Here is a 23,341-nt window from a genome sequence, read left to right as displayed (position 1 = left end):
CATGACACAAGATGAACTCAAGACCCTGGTTGGCCAGGCGGCGCTGGCCTACGTCACACCCGGCACGATTGTCGGCGTCGGTACCGGCTCCACCGTCAACAAGTTCATCGATGCCCTGGCTGGCATGAAGGACCAGATCAAGGGCGCGGTCAGCAGTTCTCTGGCCTCGACACAGCGCCTGGAAGCGCTCGGCATTCCGGTGTTTTCGGCCAGCGAAGCCGGCGAACTCGATGTCTATATCGATGGTGCCGACGAGATCGATGGCCAGGGCTACATGATCAAGGGCGGCGGCGCGGCCCTGACGCGCGAAAAAATCGTCGCCGCGCAAAGCCGCCGTTTCATCTGCATTGCCGATGCCAGCAAGCGCGTCGCGGTGCTGGGCCAGTTTCCGTTGCCGGTCGAGATCATCCCGATGGCCACTGGCCGACTGGTCGAACGCTTTGCCGCCCTGGGTGGCCAGGCCACGGTGCGCGAAAAGGACGGTGCACCGCTGGTCACCGACAACGGCCAGCACATTCTGGACGTGCATGGCCTGCAGATCCGTGACCCGCTGGCTTTCGAGAGCGAAGTCAACCAGTGGCCTGGCGTGATCACCGTCGGTGTGTTTGCGCACCAGAAGGCGACGGTCTGCTTGCTCGGCACCGAACAGGGTGTGGAAACGCTGCAATACTGAGTATGGACGAAAAAAATCCCGTCCGGGATCAACTCCACGGACGGGATGGGTTCAGGCGCTGAACGAGATCAGATCACGCCTTGGCCCAGCATGGCGTCAGCCACTTTCACGAAGCCGGCGATGTTGGCGCCGTTCACGTAGTTGACGCGGCTGCGCGGTGCCGTGTTGCCGTTTTCCGCGCCGTGCTGCACGCAGCTGATATGGATATCCTTCATGATTTCCTGCAGGCGGGCATCCACTTCCGGCGCGCCCCAGTACAGGCGCTGCGCGCCCTGGGCCATTTCCAGGCCGGAGACGGCCACGCCACCGGCGTTGCTGGCCTTGCCCGGCGCATACAGCACGCCGGACTCCAGGAACACGTCGATCGCGTCCAGCGTGCTCGGCATGTTGGCACCTTCGGCCACGCAGCTCACGCCGTTCTTCACCAGCTCGCGCGCGTCGTCACCGCCCAGTTCGTTCTGGGTGGCGCAGGGCAGGGCGATATCGACCGGGATATGCCAGGGCTTCTTGCCGGCGTGGTATTCCAGGCCAAAGGCATCGGCAAACTCGGTCAGGCGGCCACGCTTGACGTTCTTCAGCTCCATCAGGGCCTGCAGTTTTTCCGGGTTGAAGCCGTCGGCATCGTAGACCGTGCCGTCAGAGTCGGAGCAGGTCACGACCTTGGCACCGTGGTGCATGGACTTCTCGATGGCGTACTGCGCCACGTTGCCGGAGCCGGAGACCGACACCGTCATGCCTTCCATGGACTTGCCGGCGTGGTTCAGCATGGCCTCGACGAAGTAGACCAGGCCATAGCCGGTGGCTTCCGGGCGGATCAGGCTGCCACCAAAGGACAAGCCGCGGCCGGTAAAGACGGTGCCGTTGATATTGGTCAGCTTCTTCATCATGCCGTTCATGTAGCCGACTTCACGCGCGCCCACGCCGATGTCGCCAGCCGGCACGTCGGTATCGGGGCCGATGTGGCGGTACAACTCGGAAATCAGCGCATGGCAGAAACGCATCACTTCGGCGTCGCTACGGCCCTTGGGGTCGAAGTCGGAGCCGCCCTTGCCGCCGCCCATGGGCAGCGTGGTCAGCGCGTTCTTGAAGGTCTGCTCAAACGCCAGGAACTTCAGGATCGACAGGTTGACGGACGGGTGGAAACGCATGCCGCCCTTGTACGGGCCGATGGCGTTGTTGTGCTGGATGCGGAAGGCACGGTTGACCTGCACCTGGCCCTGGTCGTCCATCCAGGTCACGCGGAACTGGATCACGCGCTCGGGTTCGCACAGGCGCTCCAGCAGGCCTTGCTGGCCATAGCGCGGGTTCTTTTCGATAAACGGCCACAGGCTGCCCAGCACTTCGTGGACGGCTTGCAGGAATTCCGGCTGCTGGGGGTCGCGCTTGCGGAGCTTGATCAGGAAATCGTCTAGGGATGCAATCTGTGCCATGGTCGTCAATCGAAAATGTGTAGGGACAAAAAAGCCGGCAGTTACATCCGGCCGGCGTCAGGGAGCCCTTGTGAGGTGTGTATGACCTGGTAAGGATACATCCGTAATTATAGGCATCCCTGTCGGCCATGAAACGTTGCAATGCAAGAAAAATCGGGCACCGTTTTCCCGCAGGTTCGCGGTGCCCATGGCGTTCAGGCTGCGACTGCCGTGTCTGCCATGCCCTGGTGGCGCAGCAAGGCGTCCACTGAGGGTTCGCGACCCCGGAAGGCCTTGAACGACTCCATGGCCGGGCGGCTGCCGCCCATTTCCAGGATCTGCTCGCGGTAGCGGCGTGCCGTGGCCGGGTCCGGGCTGCCGTCGGCAGCCGCGGTTTCCTCGAAGGCGGCATAGGCATCGGCACTCAGCACCTCGGCCCACTTGTAGCTGTAGTAGCCGGCTGCGTAGCCACCGGCAAAGATGTGGCTGAAGGTGTGCGACATACGGTTGTAGGGCGGTGTCGGCAGCACGGCCACTTCCTCGCGCACCTGGCGCAGCAGCGGCATCACGTCCTCCGGCGCTGTTGCCTGGCTGTGCAGCAGCATGTCGAACAGGGCAAATTCCACCTGGCGCAGCGTCTGCATGCCGCTCTGGAAGTTCTTGGCCGCCAGCATGCGCTCGAACAGCTCGCGCGGCAGCGGCTCGCCACTATCGACGTGTGCCGTCATGTTCTGCAGCACATGCCATTCCCAGCAGAAGTTTTCCATGAACTGGCTCGGCAGCTCTACCGCATCCCACTCCACGCCGTTGATGCCGGAGACATCGTGCTCGTTGATGCGCGTGAGCATGTGGTGCAGGCCGTGGCCGGCTTCGTGGAACAGCGTGATCACGTCATCGTGCGTGAGCAGCGGCGGCTTGCCGTTGACGCCGGCGGCAAAGTTGCACACCAGATGCGCAATCGGTGTCTGCAGCTGTGGGCTGTCCGGGCGCTGCCAGCGGTCGCGCACGCCGTCCATCCAGGCACCGCCACGCTTGCCGTTGCGCGCCGGCGGATCCAGGTAGAACTGGCCCACCAGCTGGCCGTCGCGTTCGAGCCGGTAGAACTCGACGCTGTCATGCCAGACCGGTGCCTGGTCGCGCGTGATCTTCAGGTCGAACAGCGTCTCGACGATGCGGAACAGGCCGGCCATCACCTTGGGCGCGGTGAAATACTGTTTCACCTCCTGCTCGCTGAAGGCATAGCGCGCCTCCCTGAGCTTTTCGCTGATATAGGTCCAGTCCCAGGGCTGCGGATCGTCCAGGCCGAGCTGCTCGCGCGCAAATTGGCGCAGGTCGGCCACATCGCGTTCGGCATGCGGACGTGCCTTGGCGGCCAGGTCGCGCAAGAAGGCAATCACCTGGTCTGGCGTGTCAGCCATCTTGGGTACCAGCGAGACTTCGGCAAAGTTGCGGTAGCCCAGCAGCCGCGATTCTTCCTGGCGCAGCGCCAGGATCTCGGCCATGATCGCCGAGTTGTCAAACTGCTGGCCATCTCCTTCGGCCTGGTCCGAGGCACGCGTGGTGTAGGCGCGGTAGAGTTTTTCGCGCAGCGCGCTGCTGTGGGCAAACTGCATCAGCGGCAGATAGACCGGCAGCTTCAGTGTCAGCTTGTGGCCATCGCGGCCTTCGGCCTCGGCGGCAGCGCGGGTGGCATCGATCACGTCCTGCGGCACGCCGTCCAGCTCGTCGGCGTTGACGTACAGCGCCCAGCTGTCGGTGGCGTCCAGCGCATTTTCGCTGAACTTCTGCACCAGCGTCGCCATGCGCTCCTGGATCTCGGCGTAACGCTGCTTGTCGGCGCCCTGCAGTTCGGCACCGCTGAGCACGAAGCCGCGCAGCGCATTCTTCAGCGCCTGCTGCTGTTCCGCCGTCAGCGTGGCGGCATCGATCGCCTTGTACTTGGCATACAGGCGTTCGTCGGCACCCAGACGGGTCCAGTAGTCGGAAATCGCCGGCAGCATGGCGTTGTAGGCGGCGCGCAGCTCGGGCGTGTCACATACGCTCTTGAGGTGGCCGACCGTGCCCCAGGCGCGACCCAGGCGTTCGGTGGCCACGTCCAAGGTGGCGGAGAGCTGCAGCCAATCGGCCGGAAAATCATCGGCCGTGACCGTGCTCAGCGCCTGGTCGGCCGCCGCCAGCAGCTGCTCGATGGCGGGTTGCACGTGTTCGGGCTGCACCTGGTCAAACAGGGGCAGGCCATCGAACTGGAGGAGGGGGTTGGAAGCGGAGTTGGTGGTCGTCATGTAGGGCAGTGTAGGGGCAAAATCCGGCGCTTCAAGCCGGTCATGCCCGCAACCCTGCCCACTGGCTGGCTTATGCGGCTGCGCGTTCGGCCGATTCGATGGTGTTGACCAGCAGCATGGTGATGGTCATCGGGCCGACGCCGCCCGGCACTGGCGTGATGTAGCCCGCCACTTCCTTCACGCCGTCAAAATCAACGTCGCCGCACAGCTTGCCTTCGTCGTTGCGGTTCATGCCCACGTCGATCACCACTGCGCCCGACTTCACCATGTCGGCGGTCAGCACGTTGCGCTTGCCCACGGCAGCAACGATCACGTCGGCCTGCAGCGTCTGCGCCTTCAGGTCAGTGGTGGCGCTGTGGCAGATGGTGACGGTGGCGCTGCGCGACAGCAGCATCAGCGCCATCGGCTTGCCGACGATATTGCTGCGGCCGATCACCACCGCGTGCTTGCCGCGCAGGTCGTAGCCGATGCTGTCCAGCATCTTCATGCAGCCGTAGGGCGTGCAGGGCTGGAAGCCGGGCATGCCGGTCATCAGCGCGCCGGCGCTGGCGATATGGAAGCCGTCCACGTCCTTGGCCGGGCTGATCGCCTCGATCACCTTTTGCGCATCAATATGCGCCGGCAGCGGCAGCTGCACCAGGATGCCGTGGATGGACGGATCGTTGTTCAGTGCCTCGACGCGCGCCAGCAGCTCGGCTTCGCTCATCGTGGCCTCGTATTTTTCGAGCACGGAATGCAGGCCGTTGTCTTCGCAGGCCTTGACCTTGTTGCGCACATAGACCTGGCTGGCCGGGTTGTCACCCACCAGGATCACGGCCAGGCCCGGCGTCACGCCACGCGCCTTGAGCGCGGCGGCACGTTCGGCCACTTCGGTGCGGAGCTGTCGGGAAAGGGCGTTGCCATCGATGATCTGTGCTGTCATGTGCGGAATTGGTAGTAGAAAAAAAGAAAAACCCGCAGCGGACTGCGGGGGGAGGGTACGGGATCAGGCCTTGTTGGCGCTGGACCCCAGGGCCACCTTGAGCAGGTCGGCCACGGTATTGGCGTTGAGCTTTTCCATGATGTTGGCGCGGTGCGCTTCCACCGTCTTGATGCTGATGTTCAGGTCATCGGCAATCTGCTTGTTCAGGCGGCCGGCGACGATGCGTTCCAGCACCTGGGCTTCGCGGTTGGTCAGCTTGCCCAGCAGCGATTCACGCGTGCTGGCCATCTGGTGTTCCGCAAAGCTGCTTTGCGCGGACTTGAGCATCTTCTCGACCAGGGCCTCGAGCTCTTCCTCGCGGAAGGGCTTCTGGATGAAGTCGAGTGCGCCTTTCTTCATGGTTTCGACCGCCATCGGTACATCACCATGGCCGGTGATGAAGACGATGGGAAGCGGCGACTTGCGCTCCAGCAGGCGATCCTGCAGCTCCAGGCCGCTCATGCCGCCCATGCGGATATCGGCGAACAGGCAGGCCACCTCGCGCGGATCGTAGCGGGTCAGGAAGCTTTCGGCAGAGTCGAAGCAGCGCACGCGGTAACCCTTGCCCTCCAGTAGCCACTGCAGGGAGTCGCGCACGCCTTCATCATCATCTACAACGTAAATAGTGCCTTTTTCCGGAATCAAGCTCATGGTCTCTCTTGTGTCTGTAGTTGTGCTATTTACTGCTCGGGGTTGGCTGGCACCGGAATCCAGAAAGTAAACCGGCAACCCACAACCTCCGTCTCTGATTCATTGTAAATGTTCTGCGCGTGCAAACGCCCGTGGTGGGACTCTACGATGCTACGACACAGGTTCAGGCCGATGCCCATGCCCTCCGCCTTGGTGGAGTAGAAGGCCTCGAACACGTGCTGCAGCGTTTCATCCGACATGCCGGTGCCCTTGTCCTCGATCACGAACTCCACCACCGGTCGGCCCTCGCGCACGGCGCGCTGTACCTGCAGCCTGACTTCACGGCGTTCCGGCGGCAGCTGGCCCAGGTCAATCGATTCGGCTGCGTTCTTCAGCAGGTTGATCAGCACCTGCTCGATCAGGATGCGGTCCATCACCAGCTCGGGCAGGTCTGGTGCCATCTGTTGCGCCAGCCGCACCTGGCGTCGTCGCATCTCGATATCCACCAGCTCCACCGCATCGGTGACGATTTCCTCGACCCGGGTCGGCGAGTAATTGGGCATGCTGCGCTTGACGAAGTTGCGGATGCGCTGGATCACCTGGCCGGCGCGGGTCGCCTGCTGCGCGGTCTTGCGGATCGCGATCTTCAGGCTGTCCTCGTCCATCTGGCCGCGCTCCAGTCGGCTGACGATGCCATTGCAGTAGTTGTTGATGGCGGTCAGCGGCTGGTTCAGTTCGTGCGCCACGCTGGACGCCATCTCGCCCATGGTCACCAGCCGCGCTGCTGCCTGCGCGCGCGCCTCGTGCTGGGCGCTGGTGTCCTCGGCCTGGCGGCGTGCCGTGATGTCGTTGGCCGTGACCAGCTGCGCCAGCCGGCCATCGACCCATTCCAGATAGCGTGTGCGCACCTCGAACCAGCGGTTCAGTCCCGGCACAAAGACTTCGGTGTTGTTGCTGGGTTCGTGCTGCAGAGCCCCGTCCTGTGGCGCCTGGGTGACCGGCTTGCCGGCCAGCGTCAGCAGTTGCAGGTGGGCGCTGGTACCCTGGTCTTCGCCAAATACCTGGCGGTAGGCGCGGTTGGCAAACAGCAGTTCGTGGCCGCCCAGCGGTGCGACAGAGACCGTCACCTCCAGCGCATCCAGCACGCGCGTGAAGCGCTCGTAGGCGGCGGTCAGCTGGCGCTTGAAACGGTTCGATTCGGTGATGTCCGTCATCGAGGTCATCCAGCCGGTCTGGATGCCATCCAGGCCGACCAGCGGCGACATGTACATGCGCGCCTCAAAGGTGGAGCCGTTCTTGCGCAGCACGCGCATCTCGTAGCCGCCGCGCGGAATATTGTCCTGCATCGTCTCCTGCAGGGTCTTCTCGTGGCGTGCGTAGTCTTCGGGATGCCAGAACGGGTAGGGCGGCAACTGGCCAATCAGCTCATCCTCGCTCCAGCCGGTCATGCTGCAGAAGGCGGTATTGATATAGGTGATGCGGCCCTCCAGATCCAGCGCGCGCATGCCGATCAGCATGGAGTTTTCCATCGCGCGGCGGAAGTTGGTCTCGGTTTCGAGGGCGCGCTGCGAACGCTGGCGACCGCGCAGGTACTTCCAGTTCATGAACAGCGTCAGGCCGGTCAGCAGGCTCAGGCCCAGCACCATCAGGAACAGCGCGTTGTCCGCCATGGCGCTGCCGGAATCGTAGGGCTGCACCCGCAGCACCAGCGAGTTGTCGGTGCGGGACAGCGGTGTCGTGTAGACCTGAGGGGACAGGCTGTTGCTGATCCAGTCAAAGTGGCGATCCAGCCAGGTGCGGTCCTGCTGGCGCGAATCCGGATTGCCAAGCAGCACGCGCCCCTCGTTGTCCAGCAGGGCGAGCGCGTACTTGACGAAGATCTCGGACGGAATCGCCTGGTAGGCCAAGGCGGACAGGCTGTAGCGCACATAGAGCGCACCGACCACGCTGTCGCCTCGCGTCAGTGGCAGCATCAGGCCCAGCCAGGTGTCGTTGTGGCTGCCGGTAGCAATGACGCGGTAGACCGGCAGATGGGTGCGCATCACCTGTTGCAGCAGGGCATGCTCCGCGGGTTGTGGCAAGGTGGTGTCCAGCGGCAGCGCATCCGAATGGTGGGGCGATCCGGCGGTGAAGTTGTCGTGCACACGGCCCTTGACATCGACCAGGGTCATGCTGCGGATCTCCGGGGCGACCGACAGCAGCTTGCTGACCTGCTCGTTGGAAATCGTGGCGCCGTCAGGCTGTGTCATCACGTATTGGGCAAAGCCGCGGATCTGTTCCAGCCGATCGGCCAGACGGCCGTGGATCTGCTGGCGCGTGTATTCGCCCGCATGCTGGACCGACTGGCGCTGGCTCTGGCGCTCTTCCATGCGCAGATAGGTAATGGCCGTGACCACGGCCACCACGAACAGGATCACGGCGACCAGAGGAATCAGGCTGGCCAGGCGATCCTGGCGGTGCTGTGGCATCTCGCTCCACCAGCGGCGCAGCGGCTGCAGGGACAGCCAGGAAAGGACGAGATTGGACATGCAGGCATGGCCCGGACGGGCGGCAACAGGAGATAAAAGCAGAAGCATACAGGCTTTGCCTGAAGTCCATGCGGGATTTCACCGATTCATATTTCACATTAAGAAATCAATATCCACATATTGAAAATAAGGGTTTTCTTGTGCCATACTCCCCGAAGTGTGCGCACACAATGTGTAAAGCCATACGCAGAAACAACCCACAAGGAGACCCGCATGTCCGACGCGCAGCAAGCTGGCGGCCAGTTGCCCCACGATACTGATTCCCAAGAAACACGCGAATGGCTGGACGCCCTGTCCGCCGTCATTGAAAGCGAGGGCAAGGAGCGTGCCCACTTTCTGCTGGAGGGCCTGCTGGAGCATGCCCGCCAGCACAGCATTGATCTGCCGTTCTCGGCCAGCACCGGTTACGTCAACACCATCGAACCCGACCAGGAAGCCTTCTGCCCGGGCAATATCGCGCTGGAAAAGCGCCTGCGCGCCTTCATGCGCTGGAACGCCATGGCCATGGTGGTGCGTGCCAACCGCCTGAACCCGTCTGACGGCGGTGACCTGGGTGGCCACATCGGCTCGTTTGCCTCGCTGGCCAGCATGCTGGGTGCCGGCTTCAACCACTTCTGGCACGCCGACAACGGCGAGCACGGTGGTGACCTGCTCTACATCCAGGGCCACAGCTCCCCCGGCATCTACGCGCGCGCCTACCTGGAAGGCCGCCTGACCGAAGAGCAGCTCGACAACTTCCGCCAGGAAGTGGATGGCAATGGCCTGTCCAGCTACCCGCACCCCAAGCTGATGCCCAACTTCTGGCAGTTCCCGACCGTCTCCATGGGCCTGGGCCCGCTGATGGCGATCTACCAGGCACGCTTCCTGAAGTACCTGCATGCGCGCGGCATTGCCAATACTGAAAACCGCAAGGTCTGGGTGTTCCTGGGCGACGGCGAAATGGACGAGGTGGAAAGTCTGGGCGCCATCAGCATGGCATCGCGCGAGAAGCTGGACAACCTGATCTTCGTCATCAACTGCAACTTGCAGCGCCTGGATGGCCCGGTGCGCGGCAACGGCAAGATCGTGCAGGAGCTGGAAGGCGAATTCCGCGGTTCCGGCTGGAACGTCATCAAGCTGCTCTGGGGCAGCAGCTGGGATCCGCTGCTGGCCCGTGACAAGAGCGGCAAGCTGCGCCAGCTGATGATGGAAGTCGTCGACGGTGATTACCAGGCCTACAAGGCCAACGATGGCGCCTACGTGCGCAAGCACTTCTTCGGCCGTTATCCCGAAACCGCCAAGCTGGTCGAGCACATGACCGATGCCGAGATCTGGGCGCTGCGTCGCGGCGGCCATGATCCGCAAAAGGTTTACGCTGCCTTCCATGCGGCGCACAACCACAAGGGCCAGCCGACCGTGCTGCTGGTCAAGACCGTCAAGGGCTACGGCATGGGCAAGGCCGGTGAAGGCAAGAACACCGTGCACCAGACCAAGAAGCTGACCGATGACGATGTGCGCTACATGCGCGACCGTTTCAACATCCCGGTGCCCGACAGCGAACTGGCCAACATCCCGTACTACAAGCCGGCCGATGACACGCCGGAAATGCAGTACCTGCATGCGCGCCGCCAGGCGCTGGGTGGCTACCTGCCCAAGCGCCGTGCCGAGGCCGAAGAAAACTTCACCGTGCCGTCGCTCGATACCTTCAAGGCCGTGCTCGAGCCCACCGCCGAAGGCCGCGAGATCAGCACGACGCAAGCCTTCGTGCGTTTCCTGACGCAGCTGCTGCGCGACCAGGCCCTGGGCCCGCGCGTGGTGCCGATCCTGGTCGACGAGGCACGCACCTTCGGCATGGAAGGCCTGTTCCGCCAGATCGGTATCTACAACCCGGCAGGCCAGAACTACACCCCGGTCGACCGCGATCAGGTGATGTACTACAAGGAGCAGACCGACGGCCAGATCCTGCAGGAAGGCATCAACGAAGCCGGCGGCATGGCCAGCTGGATCGCTGCCGCCACCAGCTACAGCACCAACAACCGGATCATGATCCCGTTCTACGTGTACTACTCGATGTTCGGTTTCCAGCGCGTCGGCGATCTGGCCTGGGCCGCGGGTGACATGCAGGCACGCGGCTTCCTGCTGGGTGGCACTTCCGGCCGTACCACGCTGAACGGCGAAGGCTTGCAGCACGAAGACGGTCACAGCCATATCTTGGCCGGCACGATCCCGAACTGCGTCAGCTACGACCCGACCTTCGCGCACGAAGTCGGCGTCATCATGCAGCACGGCCTGAAGCGCATGGTCGAGAAACAGGAAAACGTCTTCTACTACCTGACGCTGCTGAACGAGAACTACGCCATGCCCGGCCTGCAGCCCGGCACCGAAGAGCAGATCATCAAGGGCATGTACCTGTGCAAGCCCGGCGCCGAAGGCCTGCCGCAGCGCGTGCAGCTGCTCGGCTCCGGCACCATCCTGCGCGAAAGCATTGCCGCCCAGGCACTGTTGGCCCAGGATTGGGGCATTGCTGCTGACGTCTGGAGCTGCCCGAGCTTCAATGAGCTGGCACGTGATGGCCAGGACGCCGATCGCTGGAACCTGCTGCACCCGACCGAAACGCCGCGCAAGTCCTTTGTGCAGCAGCAGCTGGAAAGCAGCAGCGGCCCGGTGATCGCCTCCACCGACTACATGAAGAACTACGCCGAGCAGATCCGTCCGTTCGTGCCGGCTGGCCGCAGCTACCGCGTGCTGGGCACCGACGGCTTTGGCCGCAGCGATTTCCGCAATCGCCTGCGCGAGCATTTCGAGATCGATCGCCACTACATCGTGCTGTCCGCGCTCAAGGCGCTGGCCGACGAAGGCAAGATCCCGGCTAGCAAGGCGGCTGAAGCCATCGCCAAGTACGGCATCCAGGCCGACAAGATCAACCCGCTGTACGCCTGATGGCCGAACGAGGAGACAGACACATGGCAAGCATTGAAGTCAAGGTTCCGGACATCGGCGATTTTTCCGATGTGGCGGTGATCGAGGTCCTGGTCAAGGCGGGTGATACCGTCAAGGTCGAGCAGTCCCTGCTGACCGTGGAGAGCGACAAGGCCTCCATGGAAATTCCCTCCAGCCACGCTGGCGTGGTCAAGGAAATGAAAGTCCAGCTGGGCGACAAGGTGAGCGAAGGCTCGGTCGTGCTGCTGCTGGAAACCGCAGATGCCGCCGCTGGTGCAGGCGTCGAGCCATCGCCGGCCAATGCCGAAGCGCCGGTTGGCGGTAGTGAAGTGGTTCCGGGCGCGAGCGAAGCTTCTGCCGCAGCCCGTGCTGCCGATACCGCCGGCGCTGGTGCCGCACAACAGGCAGCTCAGCCTGCTGCCGTCGGCAGCATCGAAGTGCGCGTGCCCGATATCGGCGATTTTTCCGATGTCGCCGTGATCGAGCTGTTCGCCAAGGTCGGCGATACGGTCAAGGTCGAGCAGTCGCTGATCACCGTGGAGAGCGACAAGGCCTCCATGGAAATCCCGTCCAGCCACGCTGGCGTGATCAAGGAAGTCAAGGTGCAACTGGGTGACAAGGTCAACCAGGGCGATCTGCTGGTGGTGCTGGAAGGCGCCGTCGACGCAGGGGCTGCCGCTGCTGCACCGGCTGCTGCTGCCGCCCCCGCTGCTGCGCCGCAAGCAGCAGCTCCGGCGGCCGTGGCTCCCGTGGCCGCTGTCGCACCGGCTGCCAGCCACGATCCGGCTTCGGCACCGGTTAGCAGCAAGCTGCCGCATGCCTCGCCCTCGGTGCGCAAGTTTGCCCGTGAGCTGGGCGTGCCGCTGGCCGAAGTGAAGGGCACCGGTCCCAAGGGCCGCATCCAGCAGTCCGACGTGCAGGCCTTCACCAAGTCGGTCATGGCTGGCGACCTGCGCACCCAGGCCCAGGCTGCCAAGGCGCCGGCTGGCGGTGGCGTCACCGGTGGTGGCGAGCTCAACCTGCTGCCCTGGCCCAAGGTCGATTTCGCCAAGTTCGGCGAGATCGAGACCAAGCCGCTGTCGCGCATCAAGAAGATTTCCGCCCAGAACCTGTCGCGCAACTGGGTGATGATCCCCGCGGTCACCTACCACGAAGATGCCGACATCACCGATCTGGAAGCCTTCCGCGTCCAGCTCAACAAGGAAAACGAGAAGGCCGGCATCAAGGTCACCATGCTCGCCTTCCTGATCAAGGCCAGCGTCAAGGCGCTGCAGAAGTTCCCCGAGTTCAACAGCTCGCTGGACGGCGACAACCTGGTGCTGAAGAAGTACTTCAACATCGCCTTTGCTGCCGACACGCCGAATGGCCTGGTGGTTCCGGTCATCAAGAATGCCGACAAGAAGTCCGTATTCGAGATCGCCCAGGAATCGGGTGAACTGGCGAAGAAGGCACGTGACGGCAAGCTCGGCCCGGCTGACATGCAGGGCGCCTGCTTCACCATCTCCAGCCTGGGCGGCATCGGCGGTACCTACTTCGCACCGATCGTGAACGCGCCCGAAGTGGCCATCCTGGGTGTGAACAAGAGCACCCTCAAGCCGGTCTGGGACGGCCAGCAGTTCGTGCCGCGCCTGACGCTGCCGATGTCGCTGACCGCCGACCACCGCGTGATCGACGGCGCACTGGCGACCCGTTTCAACGTCTACCTGGCGCAGCTGCTGGCTGATTTCCGCCGCGTGGCACTGTAAGAGGGCAGCACGATGAGCGAAATCCAAGTCAAGGTTCCCGATATCGGCGACTTCAGCGATGTGGCCGTGATCGAGCTGCTGGTCAAGCCCGGCGATACCGTCAAGGTAGAGCAGAGCCTGATCACCGTGGAAAGCGACAAGGCCTCCATGGAAATCCCGTCCAGCCATGCTGGTGTGGTCAAGTCCCTGGCCATCAACCTGGGCGACAAGGTCAGCGAAGGCTCCGTCATCCTGACACTGGAAGCCGATGCTTCTGCCGCGGCTCCGGCTGCCCAAACGCCCGCAGCGCCTGCGGCAGCAGCGGCTCCAGTCGCTGCCGCACCGGCAGCGGCCGCAGCACCGGCCCCGATCGCCAGCAGTTACAGCGGCCAGGTTGACCAGGAGTTTGATCTGGTGGTGCTGGGCGGTGGCCCGGGCGGTTACAGCGCTGCCTTCCGCGCCGCCGACCTCGGCCTGAAAGTGGCCGTGGTCGAGCGCTACGCCACGCTGGGCGGCGTCTGCCTGAACGTAGGCTGCATCCCGTCCAAGGCGCTGCTGCACGTCGCCGCCGTGATGGACGAAGTCAGCCACCTGGAGGCTGCCGGCATCAGCTTTGGCAAGCCGGTGGTGAATATCGATCAGCTGCGTGGCCACAAGGAAAAAGTGATCGGCAAGCTGACCGGTGGCCTGGCCGCCATGGCCAAGATGCGCAAGGTCACCATGCTGCGCGGCTACGGCAGCTTTGTCAGTGCCAACCATATCCAGGTCGAGGAAACCTCCGGCACTGGCCAGGAAAAGACCGGCAACCGCAGCACGATTGCCTTCCGCCACTGCATCATTGCCGCCGGCAGCCAGGCCGTGCGCCTGCCCTTCATGCCGGATGACCCGCGCGTGGTGGACAGCACCGGCGCGCTGGCGCTTAAGGACGTGCCCAAGCGCATGCTGATCCTGGGTGGTGGCATCATCGGCCTGGAAATGGGTACCGTCTACAGCACGCTGGGCGCACGCCTGGATGTGGTCGAGATGATGGATGGCCTGATGCAGGGCGCAGACCGTGATCTGGTCAAGGTCTGGCAGAAGATGAACGCACCGCGTTTCGACAACATCATGCTCAAGACCAAGACCGTCGGCGCCAGGGCGACCGAAGCCGGCATCGAGGTCACGTTCGAAGGCGAGGGCGCTCCGGCACCGCAAACCTACGATCTGGTGCTGCAGGCCGTCGGCCGCTCACCCAACGGCAACAAGATTGGTGCCGACAAGGCCGGCGTCAGCGTTACCGAGCGCGGCTTTATCCCGGTCGATGTGCAGATGCGCACCAACGTGCCGCACATCTTCGCGATTGGCGACGTCGTCGGCCAGCCCATGCTGGCACACAAGGCGGTGCACGAGGCGCATGTGGCAGCCGAAGTCATCGCTGGCGAAATGCAGGGCAACAAGGAACTGGCTGCGGCCGCTTTCGATGCCCGCGTTATCCCGAGCGTGGCCTATACCGATCCCGAAGTGGCCTGGGTTGGCCTCACCGAAGACCAGGCGAAAGAGCAGGGCATCAAGGTCACCAAGGGCATGTTCCCCTGGTCAGCGTCGGGTCGCGCCATTGCCAACGGTCGTGACGAAGGTTTCACCAAGCTGCTGTTCGATGCCGAAACGCATCGCATCGTGGGTGGTGGCATCGTCGGCACGCATGCCGGTGACATGATCGGCGAGATCGCGCTGGCGATCGAAATGGGTGCCGACAGCGTGGATATCGGCAAGACCATCCACCCGCACCCGACGCTGGGCGAAAGCATCGGCATGGCTGCCGAGGCTGCCCACGGCAGCTGTACCGACTTGCCGCCTCAAAAGCGCAAGTAAGGCCCGGCGCGGAATCCCGTCAGGGGTTCCGCAGCCTGTTCGCACAACGGGCAAGAAAAAAGCGACTTGGCATCAAGTCGCTTTTTGCATGGGTACTGAGGGAATCAGTTGAGGCTCTCCGCCACCCGGATGGCTGCCTGGGCATCAAAGCTGGCACCGTTGCTGTCCACTACGCGGCGTGCACCGTTGAAGCGGCTGCTCCAGTAGTTGATGTCCATGTTTTCGACACGCACGCGTGCACCGGAGCGCGGAGCGTGGATGAACTTGCCGTCACCGACATAGATGCCGACGTGGCTGAAGGCGCGCTTCATGGTGTTGAAGAACACCAGGTCGCCCGGACGCAACTCGGACTTGGCGATGACCTGCGTGGCGGCAGCCTGGTCGGCAGCACGACGCGGCAGCACCTTGCCGAAAGTCTTTTCGTAGGTGGCACGCACCAGACCGCTGCAATCAAAACCGGTTTCAGCCGAATTGCCGCCGTAACGGTAAGGCACGCCGATAAAGCCCATGGCAGTCGTTACCAGATCAGAGGCCGAATTGCGGACGTTCTGGCCGAACTGGTTCACCATGTTGGCGCGGTCGTTCAGGAAGGTGTCGATGTCGCTCGCTTGCGGAGCTGCCTGTGCAGCGACGCTGCCGAGGCCCAGGAGGAAAGTGATTGCCAATTTCTTCATGGGTAGCGAGTTTAGCCCAGTTGTAGTCCATGTCCGACGTGTCTGTAGGAGTAACTGCGATTTTCAGCATGTTTTTTGTTACCAAACTCGGAAGAAACCTGAAGCAAAGCTGACAAGCCCTTGTTTTTGCAAGTTTGACGTCAGAAAACGGGGTTTTGGGCTGCGATAACGACAGATCGCGTGACAGACCGTGTCAGGGGCCAACCCTGTGCCGATGGCAGGGGAATCGGCTCCATAATGCGGTATCCCCCATATAGAAATGAATGGAGCACGACCCCATGCTGATGAATGCAGAAGAATCCCAACTGGTACTTGTGGATTACCAGGAAAAACTCATGCCTTTTATCCACGAAGCGGACAAGGCACTGGCCAATGCCGTGCTGCTGGGCAAGGTGGCCCGCATCCTGCAGGTGCCGACCTGGGGCACCGAAGAGAATCCGGCCAAGCTCGGCCCCAACCACCCCGCGGTGCGCGAGCTGTGCGACAAGACCCTGTCCAAGATGTACTTCAATGCCTGTGATGATGGCCTGGCCGATGCATTGCGTCCGCCGGCACGCCAGCCTTCCGGCAATGCACGCAGCCTGCCCAAGCACCTGCAGAAGGCGATTGCGGCATCCTCTGCACCTGAACGCAACAGCATCGTGATCGCCGGCTGTGAAGCCCATGTCTGCCTGATGCAGACGGCGCTCGGCCTGCTCGAAAACGATTTTGACGTCTGGGTCGTGACCGATGCCTGCAGCTCGCGCACCGAACGCAACCGCGATGCCGGCTTTGACCGTCTGGCTACCGCTGGCGCCGAACTGGTCACCACCGAAATGGTCGCCTTCGAATGGCTGCGTACGGCCGAGAATCCGGCCTTCCGCGAGGTCCTGTCGCTGGTCAAGTGATGGCGGCCTGATTGGTGTCAATCCCTATGGAAATGTAAATTTCTGCTCAGATTCTTGGCAGATAATTATGGACTGGCCGCGTTGCCGCGGCAGGAAACATAACAGACACAAGGAGCACACATGCAGAGCTATGCGGAGTTTCATCAGCAGTCCCTGACGGACCGCGATGCCTTCTGGGCGGAGCAGGCCAAGCGCATTCACTGGGAAACCCCTCCCCAGCAGATCTGCGATTACAGCAATCCTCCTTTTGCCCGCTGGTTCGTTGGTGGCCGCACCAACATCTGCTACAACGCCGTGGACCGCCATGCGCTGGAGCGTCCGGATGATGCGGCCCTGATCGCGGTCTCCACCGAGACCAACACCGAGAAAACCTACAGCTTTGCCGAGCTGCAGCGCGAAGTCGAGCGCATGGCGGCCAGCCTGCTCGAACTGGGCGTGGAGCAGGGCGATCGCGTGCTGATCTACATGCCGATGATTGCCGAAGCCTGCTTCGCGATGCTGGCCTGTACCCGCATCGGTGCCATCCACTCGGTGGTGTTCGGCGGCTTCGCTTCCGGCTCCCTGTCCACCCGTATCGATGATGCCCAGCCCAAGGTCATCATCAGTGCCGATGGCGGTTCGCGCGGTGCCAAGCCGGTGCCCTACAAGCCGCTGCTCGACGAGGCGATCCACCTGGCCACACACAAGCCGGCAGCCGTGCTGCTGGTCGATCGCGGCCTGACGCCGATGAACCTGGTCGAAGGCCGTGACGTGCTGTGGGGCGACCTGCGCGCACGCCACATGGATGCCCAGGTGCCCTGTGTCTGGCTGGATGCCACCACCCCCAGCTACACCCTGTACACTAGCGGCACCACCGGCAAGCCCAAGGGCGTGCAGCGCGATACCGGTGGCTACGCCGTGGCGCTGGCCACCAGCATTCCCTTCATCTACGGCGGTGCGCCCGGCGAAACCTTCTTCTCCACCTCAGACATTGGCTGGGTAGTGGGTCACAGCTACATCATCTACGGCCCGCTGATCGGCGGCATGGCCACCATCATGTACGAAGGCCTGCCGACGCAGGGCTTTGACCACCAGCCGGATGGCGGCATCTGGTGGCGTCTGGTCGCCAAGTACAAGGTGACCGTCATGTTCAGCGCGCCCACCGCGATCCGCGTGCTCAAGAAGCAGGATCCGGCGCACCTGACGGCGCATGACCTGTCCAGCCTGAAGGCGCTGTTCCTGGCTGGCGAGCCGCTCGACGAGCCCACCGCCAAGTGGATTTCCGATGGCCTCAATGGCAAGCCGATCATCGACAACTACTGGCAGACCGAAACCGGCTGGCCGATCCTGGGTATTGCCAACGGCATTGACGGCGTGGAAAAGAACCAGCCGCGCTTCGGCAGCCCCGGCTTCCCGATGTACGGCTACAACGTGCGTCTGGTCGATGAAAGCACCGGCCTGGCGGTAGAAGGTGGTGATGCCAAGGGCGTGCTGGTGGCCGAAGGTCCGCTGCCTCCGGGCTGCCTGCAGACAGTCTGGGGCGATGACAAGCGTTTCGTCAGCACCTACTGGAACAAGATGGAAGACGCGAGCGGAGAAGGCCGCTGGGTCTACAGCACCTACGACTGGGCGCGCCGCGATGCCGATGGCTACTACTTCATCCTGGGTCGTACCGACGACGTGATCAACGTGGCCGGCCACCGCCTGGGCACACGCGAGATCGAGGAAAGCATTTCTGCCCACCCGAACGTGGCCGAAACCGCCGTGGTCGGTGTGGCCGATGACGTCAAGGGCCAGGTCGCCCTGGCTTTCGTCACGACCAAGTCTTCCGAAGGCCTCGATACCCCCGAAGGCCTGAAGAAGATGGAACAGGAGATCATGCGCCAGGTCGACAGCGACCTGGGAGCCGTGGCCCGTCCGTCCCGCGTCATGATCGTGACCGCGCTGCCCAAGACGCGTAGCGGCAAGCTGCTGCGTCGTGCGCTGCAGGCAGTAGCCGAAGGCCGCGATCCTGGCGACCTGACCACGATCGACGATCCGTCTTCCCTGCTCAACATCAAGGGCATGGTGGACGCCGGCAAGTAACAATCCAAAACGGCTTTCTGTCAACCGGCAGAAAGCCGTTTTCACCTCTGTATCCAATACACGTTGCAGACACTCTTCGGGCAAATGGTGGCACAATACCGGCTGGAAAGAAAAAGCTTTCATGGCATTGTCATGTCCGCATGTTTTCTGGCCGCGTCCACCATCCGGTTCAGCCGTACCGTGGAAGGTTGAATTAACCAGCTAATGCGCCCTGCAGGGGCGTGGAGGTAAGCGCAAAAATGAGCGATTCATCGATTTTCCAGAGCTACAGCTCTAATACCCATCTGTTCGGCGGCGATGTGCCCTATGTCGAAGAGATGTACGAAAACTACCTGGCCAATCCCGGCAGCGTGCCGGATGACTGGCGCCAGTATTTCGACAACCTGCAGCACCAGCCTGCAGCCGATGGCAGCGACGCACGTGACGTGCCGCACCAGCCGGTGATCGCTGCTTTCGCCGAACGCGCGAAGCAGGGCGGCACCCAGGTGGTGTATGCCAATCCCGACGTCGAAACCGGTCGCAAGCGCACTGCAGCCCAGCAGCTGATTGCCGCCTACCGCAACTCTGGTGCCCGATGGGCCGACCTGGATCCGCTCAAGCGCAGCGAACGCCCCGACATTCCCGAACTGGATCTGGCGTTCTACGATTTCACCGACTCCGACCTCGAGACGGTCTTCAACACCAGCAACACCTTCTTCGGCAAGGAGCGCATGCCGCTGCGTGAGCTGCTGAATGCGCTGCGCGAAACCTACTGCAGCACCATCGGTGTCGAATTCATGCACACCAACGAATTCGCCGAGAAGCGGTGGTGGCAGCAGAAACTCGAGGCCACCCGTGCCAAGCCGGTGTTCAACGCCGACCAGAAAAAGCGCATCCTCGAACGCCTGACGGCTGCCGAAGGCCTGGAGCGTTTCCTGCACACCAAGTACGTTGGCCAGAAGCGTTTCTCGCTGGAAGGCGGCGAGAGCTTCATCGTTTCCATGGATGAAGTGGTGCGCCAGGCGGGTGCCATCGGCGTCCAGGAAATCGTCATCGGCATGGCCCACCGCGGCCGTCTGAACGTGCTGGTCAACACGCTGGGCAAGATGCCGCGTGACCTGTTCGCCGAATTCGAGCACACCGCTCCGGAAGACCTGCCGAGCGGTGACGTGAAATACCACCAGGGCTTCAGCTCCGACATCTCCACCGAAGGTGGTCCGGTGCACCTGAGCCTGGCGTTCAACCCGTCCCACCTGGAAATCGTCAACCCCGTGGTCGAAGGCTCCGTGCGTTCGCGCATGGACCGTCGCGATGACCCGCATGGCCAGCAGGTGCTGCCGGTGCTGGTGCACGGTGACGCGGCCTTTGCCGGTCAGGGCGTGGTCATGGAAACCCTGGCGCTGGCCGAGACGCGTGGCTACCATACCGGTGGTACCGTGCACATCGTGATCAACAACCAGATCGGTTTCACCACCTCCGACCCACGTGACAGCCGCTCCACGCTGTACTGTACCGACGTCGTCAAGATGATGGCTACCCCGGTGCTGCACGTGAACGGTGACGATCCGGAAGCCGTGGCACTGTGCACGCAGTGGGCCATGGAATACCGCCAGGAATTCCACAAGGACGTGGTGATCGATATCGTCTGCTTCCGCAAGCTGGGCCACAACGAGCAGGACACCCCCATGCTGACCCAGCCGCTGATGTACACCAAGATCAGCAAGCACCCCGGCACCCGCAAGCTGTATGCCGACAAGCTGGCGGCGCAGGGCCTGGGCGACACGCTGGGCGACGACATGGTCAAGGCCTACCGCGCCGCCATGGACGAAGGCCGCCACACGGTCGATCCGGTGCTGAGCAACTTCAAGAGCAAGTTTGCCGTCGACTGGTCTCCCTACCTGAACCAGAAGTGGACCGACTCCGGTGACACCGCCATCCCGCTGACCGAGTGGAAGCGCATTGCCGAGCGCATCACCACCGTGCCCGAAGGCTTCAACGTGCACAGCCTGGTCAAGAAGGTGCTGGACGACCGCGCTGCCATGGGCCGTGGCGACATCCCGGTGGACTGGGGCATGGGCGAGCACATGGCGTTTGGTTCCCTGGTGGCCAGCGGTTTCCCGGTGCGCCTGTCCGGTGAGGACTGCGGCCGTGGTACCTTTACCCACCGCCACGCCGTGCTGCACGACCAGCGTCGCGAAAAGTACGACGAAGGCACCTACATCCCGCTGCAGAACATCTCTGACAAGCAGGCACCGTTTGTCGTGATCGACTCCATCCTGTCCGAAGAGGCAGTGCTGGGCTTCGAATATGGCTACGCCTCCAACGATCCGCACTCCCTGGTGATCTGGGAAGCCCAGTTCGGCGACTTCGCCAACGGCGCCCAGGTGGTGATCGACCAGTTCATCGCCTCCGGTGAAGTGAAGTGGGGCCGCCTGAACGGCCTGACCCTGATGCTGCCGCACGGCTACGAAGGCCAGGGCCCCGAGCACAGCTCGGCGCGTCTGGAGCGCTTCATGCAGCTGGCTGCCGACGTCAACATGCAGATCGTGCAGCCGACCACGGCCAGCCAGATCTTCCACGTGCTGCGTCGCCAGATGGTGCGCAACCTGCGCAAGCCGCTGATCATCATGACGCCCAAGTCGCTGCTGCGCAACAAGGACGCCACCTCGCCGCTGTCCGAGTTCACCAAGGGCAGCTTCCAGACCGTGATCCCCGAGCAGAACGCCGACGTGATCAAGAAGGCCGAGAAGGTCAAGCGCATCGTGCTGTGTTCCGGCAAGGTCTACTATGACCTGGTCAAGAAGCGCGAAGAGCGTGGCGATGACGACGTCGTCATCATGCGTATCGAGCAGCTGTACCCGTTCCCGCACAAGGCGCTGGCTGCCGAATTCAAGAAGTACCCGAACGTCTCCGATGTGGTGTGGTGCCAGGACGAGCCGCAGAACCAGGGCGCCTGGTTCTTCGTGCAGCACCAGATCTTCGAGAACATGTCCCAGGGCCAGAAACTGGGCTATTCCGGTCGCGCCGCCTCTGCCTCTCCGGCGGTGGGTTACGCACACCTGCACCAGGACCAGCAGAAGGCGCTGGTCGAAGGTGCCTTCACCCGCCTGAAAGGTTTCGTGCTGACGCGCTGATCGGCCGTCACAAGTATTTTTTACCCCCTGACAAGACACTGAGAGAAGAACATCATGGCAATCGTAGACGTCAAAGTCCCCCAACTGTCCGAATCCGTTGCCGAGGCAACCCTGCTGCAATGGAAGAAAAAGCCCGGTGAAGCCGTGGCCGTGGACGAAATCCTGATCGAAGTCGAGACCGACAAGGTGGTGCTGGAAGTGCCGGCTCCTTCTGCAGGCGTGCTGACCGAGATCCTTGAGCAGGACGGTGCTACCGTGACTGCCGAGCAGCTGATCGCCCGCATCGATTCCGAAGCCGTGGCTGGCGCTGCTGCACCTGCCGCTGCTCCGGCTGCGGAAGCCGCCCCGGCCGCTGCAGCGCCTGCTGCCGCCGCCGCAGCTCCGGCTAGCGCCAGCATGGCTGGCGTGGCCATGCCGGCTGCTGCCAAGCTGATGGCTGACAACAACCTGGCTGCCGGCTCCGTGGCTGGTACCGGCAAGGATGGCCGCGTGACCAAGGGTGATGTGCTGGGTGCCGTGGCTTCCGGCGCTACTGCCGCCAAGCCGGCTGCACCGGTGGCTGCCGTGCCGCAAGGCGCCCGTCCCGAGCAGCGCGTCCCGATGACGCGCCTGCGTGCCCGCGTGGCCGAGCGCCTGCTGCAGTCCCAGCAGACCAACGCCATCCTGACCACGTTCAACGAAGTGAACATGGCACCGGTGATGGACATGCGCAAGCGTTTCCAGGAAAAGTTCGAGAAAGAGCATGGCTGCCGCCTGGGCTTCATGAGCTTCTTCGTCAAGGCTGCCGTGCATGCCCTGAAGAAGTACCCGGTGCTGAACGCCAGCGTCGATGGCAACGACATCATCTACCACGGCTACTTCGACATCGGTATCGCTGTCAGCAGCCCGCGTGGTCTGGTGGTGCCGATCCTGCGTGACGTGGACCAGATGAACTTTGCCGATATCGAGAAGAAGATCGCCGAATTCGGCGCCAAGGCCAAGGACGGCAAGCTGGGCATTGAAGAGCTGACCGGCGGTACCTTCTCCATCTCCAACGGTGGCGTGTTTGGCTCCATGATGTCTACCCCGATCATCAACCCGCCGCAGTCTGCCATCCTGGGCGTGCACGCCACCAAGGATCGCGCCGTGGTCGAGAACGGCCAGGTCGTGGTGCGCCCGATGAACTATCTGGCCATGTCCTACGACCACCGCATCATCGATGGCCGCGAAGCCGTGCTGGGCCTGGTCGCCATGAAGGAAGCGCTGGAAGATCCGGCCCGCCTGCTGTTCGACATCTGATAGATAGTCTGCGATGGCCTGGGTCTACCTGCTGCTGGCCGGTGTCTTCGAGATCGGCTGGCCACTCGGATTCAAGCTGTCGCAACAAGCCGAATACCGGATCAGCGGCATCGTCGGCGCCATTATTTCGATGGCACTGAGCGGTGTCCTGCTCTGGATGGCACAGCGCGAGATTCCGATCGGTACCGCCTATGCGGTATGGACCGGAATCGGTGGCGCTGGCACCTTTCTGATCGGGGTGATGTTTTTTGGCGATCCGGCCTCGCTGGTGCGATTCGTGGGCGTAGCCCTGATTGTCGGCGGCGTCATCACCCTCAAGCTTGCACACTGAGCCTGCAGTGTGAAACG

At 62.9% G+C, this 23,341-nt stretch carries 15 protein-coding genes; 9 read left to right on the top strand and 6 right to left on the bottom strand.

What is annotated here, in order from left to right:
- Nucleotide 1 precedes the first annotated feature (1 nt).
- Entirely contained in the window at nt 2–673 is a 672-nt protein-coding gene (rpiA, locus tag V1261_RS08110) for a ribose-5-phosphate isomerase RpiA (RefSeq protein WP_329771222.1), read from the top strand.
- Between the two features lie 68 nt (nt 674–741).
- Here rpiA and gdhA read toward each other — a convergent pair whose 3' ends face one another.
- The 5 genes from gdhA to V1261_RS08085 form a co-directional block, all read right to left on the bottom strand.
- Nucleotides 742–2,103, bottom strand: coding sequence for an NADP-specific glutamate dehydrogenase (gene gdhA / locus V1261_RS08105; RefSeq protein WP_329771221.1), 1,362 nt, complete (start codon nt 2,101–2,103; stop codon nt 742–744).
- 194 nt (nt 2,104–2,297) lie between these two features.
- Complete coding sequence (locus V1261_RS08100; RefSeq protein WP_329771219.1) at nt 2,298–4,364, bottom strand: M3 family metallopeptidase; 2,067 nt, start codon at nt 4,362–4,364, stop codon at nt 2,298–2,300.
- Between the two features lie 70 nt (nt 4,365–4,434).
- Nucleotides 4,435–5,286: a bifunctional methylenetetrahydrofolate dehydrogenase/methenyltetrahydrofolate cyclohydrolase FolD gene (gene folD, locus V1261_RS08095; protein WP_329771217.1), complete on the bottom strand. Its 852-nt coding sequence runs from the start codon at nt 5,284–5,286 to the stop codon at nt 4,435–4,437.
- Nucleotides 5,287–5,349: 63 nt separating this feature from the next.
- Nucleotides 5,350–5,976, bottom strand: a complete 627-nt coding sequence (locus V1261_RS08090) for a response regulator transcription factor (protein ID WP_329771216.1) — start codon at nt 5,974–5,976, stop codon at nt 5,350–5,352.
- 29 nt (nt 5,977–6,005) lie between these two features.
- Complete coding sequence (locus tag V1261_RS08085) at nt 6,006–8,483, bottom strand: PAS domain-containing sensor histidine kinase (protein ID WP_329771215.1); 2,478 nt, start codon at nt 8,481–8,483, stop codon at nt 6,006–6,008.
- Nucleotides 8,484–8,696: 213 nt separating this feature from the next.
- Between V1261_RS08085 and aceE the strand changes: the two genes are divergently transcribed.
- Genes aceE through lpdA form a run of 3 tightly spaced genes read left to right on the top strand, consistent with a single transcriptional unit; the run spans nt 8,697 to nt 14,977 of the window.
- Entirely contained in the window at nt 8,697–11,402 is a 2,706-nt protein-coding gene (aceE, locus tag V1261_RS08080) for a pyruvate dehydrogenase (acetyl-transferring), homodimeric type (protein ID WP_329771213.1), read from the top strand.
- A gap of 23 nt (nt 11,403–11,425) precedes the next feature.
- Nucleotides 11,426–13,147: a dihydrolipoyllysine-residue acetyltransferase gene (gene aceF, locus V1261_RS08075; RefSeq protein WP_329771212.1), complete on the top strand. Its 1,722-nt coding sequence runs from the start codon at nt 11,426–11,428 to the stop codon at nt 13,145–13,147.
- Nucleotides 13,148–13,159: 12 nt separating this feature from the next.
- Entirely contained in the window at nt 13,160–14,977 is a 1,818-nt protein-coding gene (gene lpdA, locus V1261_RS08070; RefSeq protein ID WP_329771210.1) for a dihydrolipoyl dehydrogenase, read from the top strand.
- 104 nt (nt 14,978–15,081) lie between these two features.
- Here lpdA and V1261_RS08065 read toward each other — a convergent pair whose 3' ends face one another.
- Complete coding sequence (locus tag V1261_RS08065; protein WP_329771209.1) at nt 15,082–15,651, bottom strand: C40 family peptidase; 570 nt, start codon at nt 15,649–15,651, stop codon at nt 15,082–15,084.
- 278 nt (nt 15,652–15,929) lie between these two features.
- Between V1261_RS08065 and V1261_RS08060 the strand changes: the two genes are divergently transcribed.
- From V1261_RS08060 to V1261_RS08040, 5 genes are all read left to right on the top strand, one after another.
- Nucleotides 15,930–16,538 (top strand): isochorismatase family protein, encoded by a 609-nt coding sequence (locus V1261_RS08060; RefSeq protein ID WP_329771207.1) that lies wholly within the window; start codon nt 15,930–15,932, stop codon nt 16,536–16,538.
- A gap of 120 nt (nt 16,539–16,658) precedes the next feature.
- The gene (locus V1261_RS08055; RefSeq protein ID WP_329771206.1) at nt 16,659–18,602 is read left to right on the top strand and encodes a propionate--CoA ligase; all 1,944 of its coding nucleotides are present in this window, start codon (nt 16,659–16,661) and stop codon (nt 18,600–18,602) included.
- 239 nt (nt 18,603–18,841) lie between these two features.
- Nucleotides 18,842–21,715, top strand: coding sequence for a 2-oxoglutarate dehydrogenase E1 component (locus V1261_RS08050; RefSeq protein WP_329771205.1), 2,874 nt, complete (start codon nt 18,842–18,844; stop codon nt 21,713–21,715).
- 54 nt (nt 21,716–21,769) lie between these two features.
- Complete coding sequence (gene odhB / locus V1261_RS08045; RefSeq protein ID WP_329771204.1) at nt 21,770–22,993, top strand: 2-oxoglutarate dehydrogenase complex dihydrolipoyllysine-residue succinyltransferase; 1,224 nt, start codon at nt 21,770–21,772, stop codon at nt 22,991–22,993.
- Between the two features lie 13 nt (nt 22,994–23,006).
- Nucleotides 23,007–23,324 (top strand): DMT family transporter, encoded by a 318-nt coding sequence (locus V1261_RS08040; RefSeq protein ID WP_329771203.1) that lies wholly within the window; start codon nt 23,007–23,009, stop codon nt 23,322–23,324.
- The last annotated feature ends 17 nt before the right edge of the window (nt 23,325–23,341 follow it).

Origin of the sequence: Brachymonas sp. J145 (genome assembly GCF_036312245.1) — a bacterium.
Lineage (GTDB): Bacteria > Pseudomonadota > Gammaproteobacteria > Burkholderiales > Burkholderiaceae_C > Brachymonas > Brachymonas wangyanguii.
The sequence above is the reverse complement of the archived record's forward strand: the minus strand, read 5'-3'. Positions and strand labels throughout refer to the sequence as shown.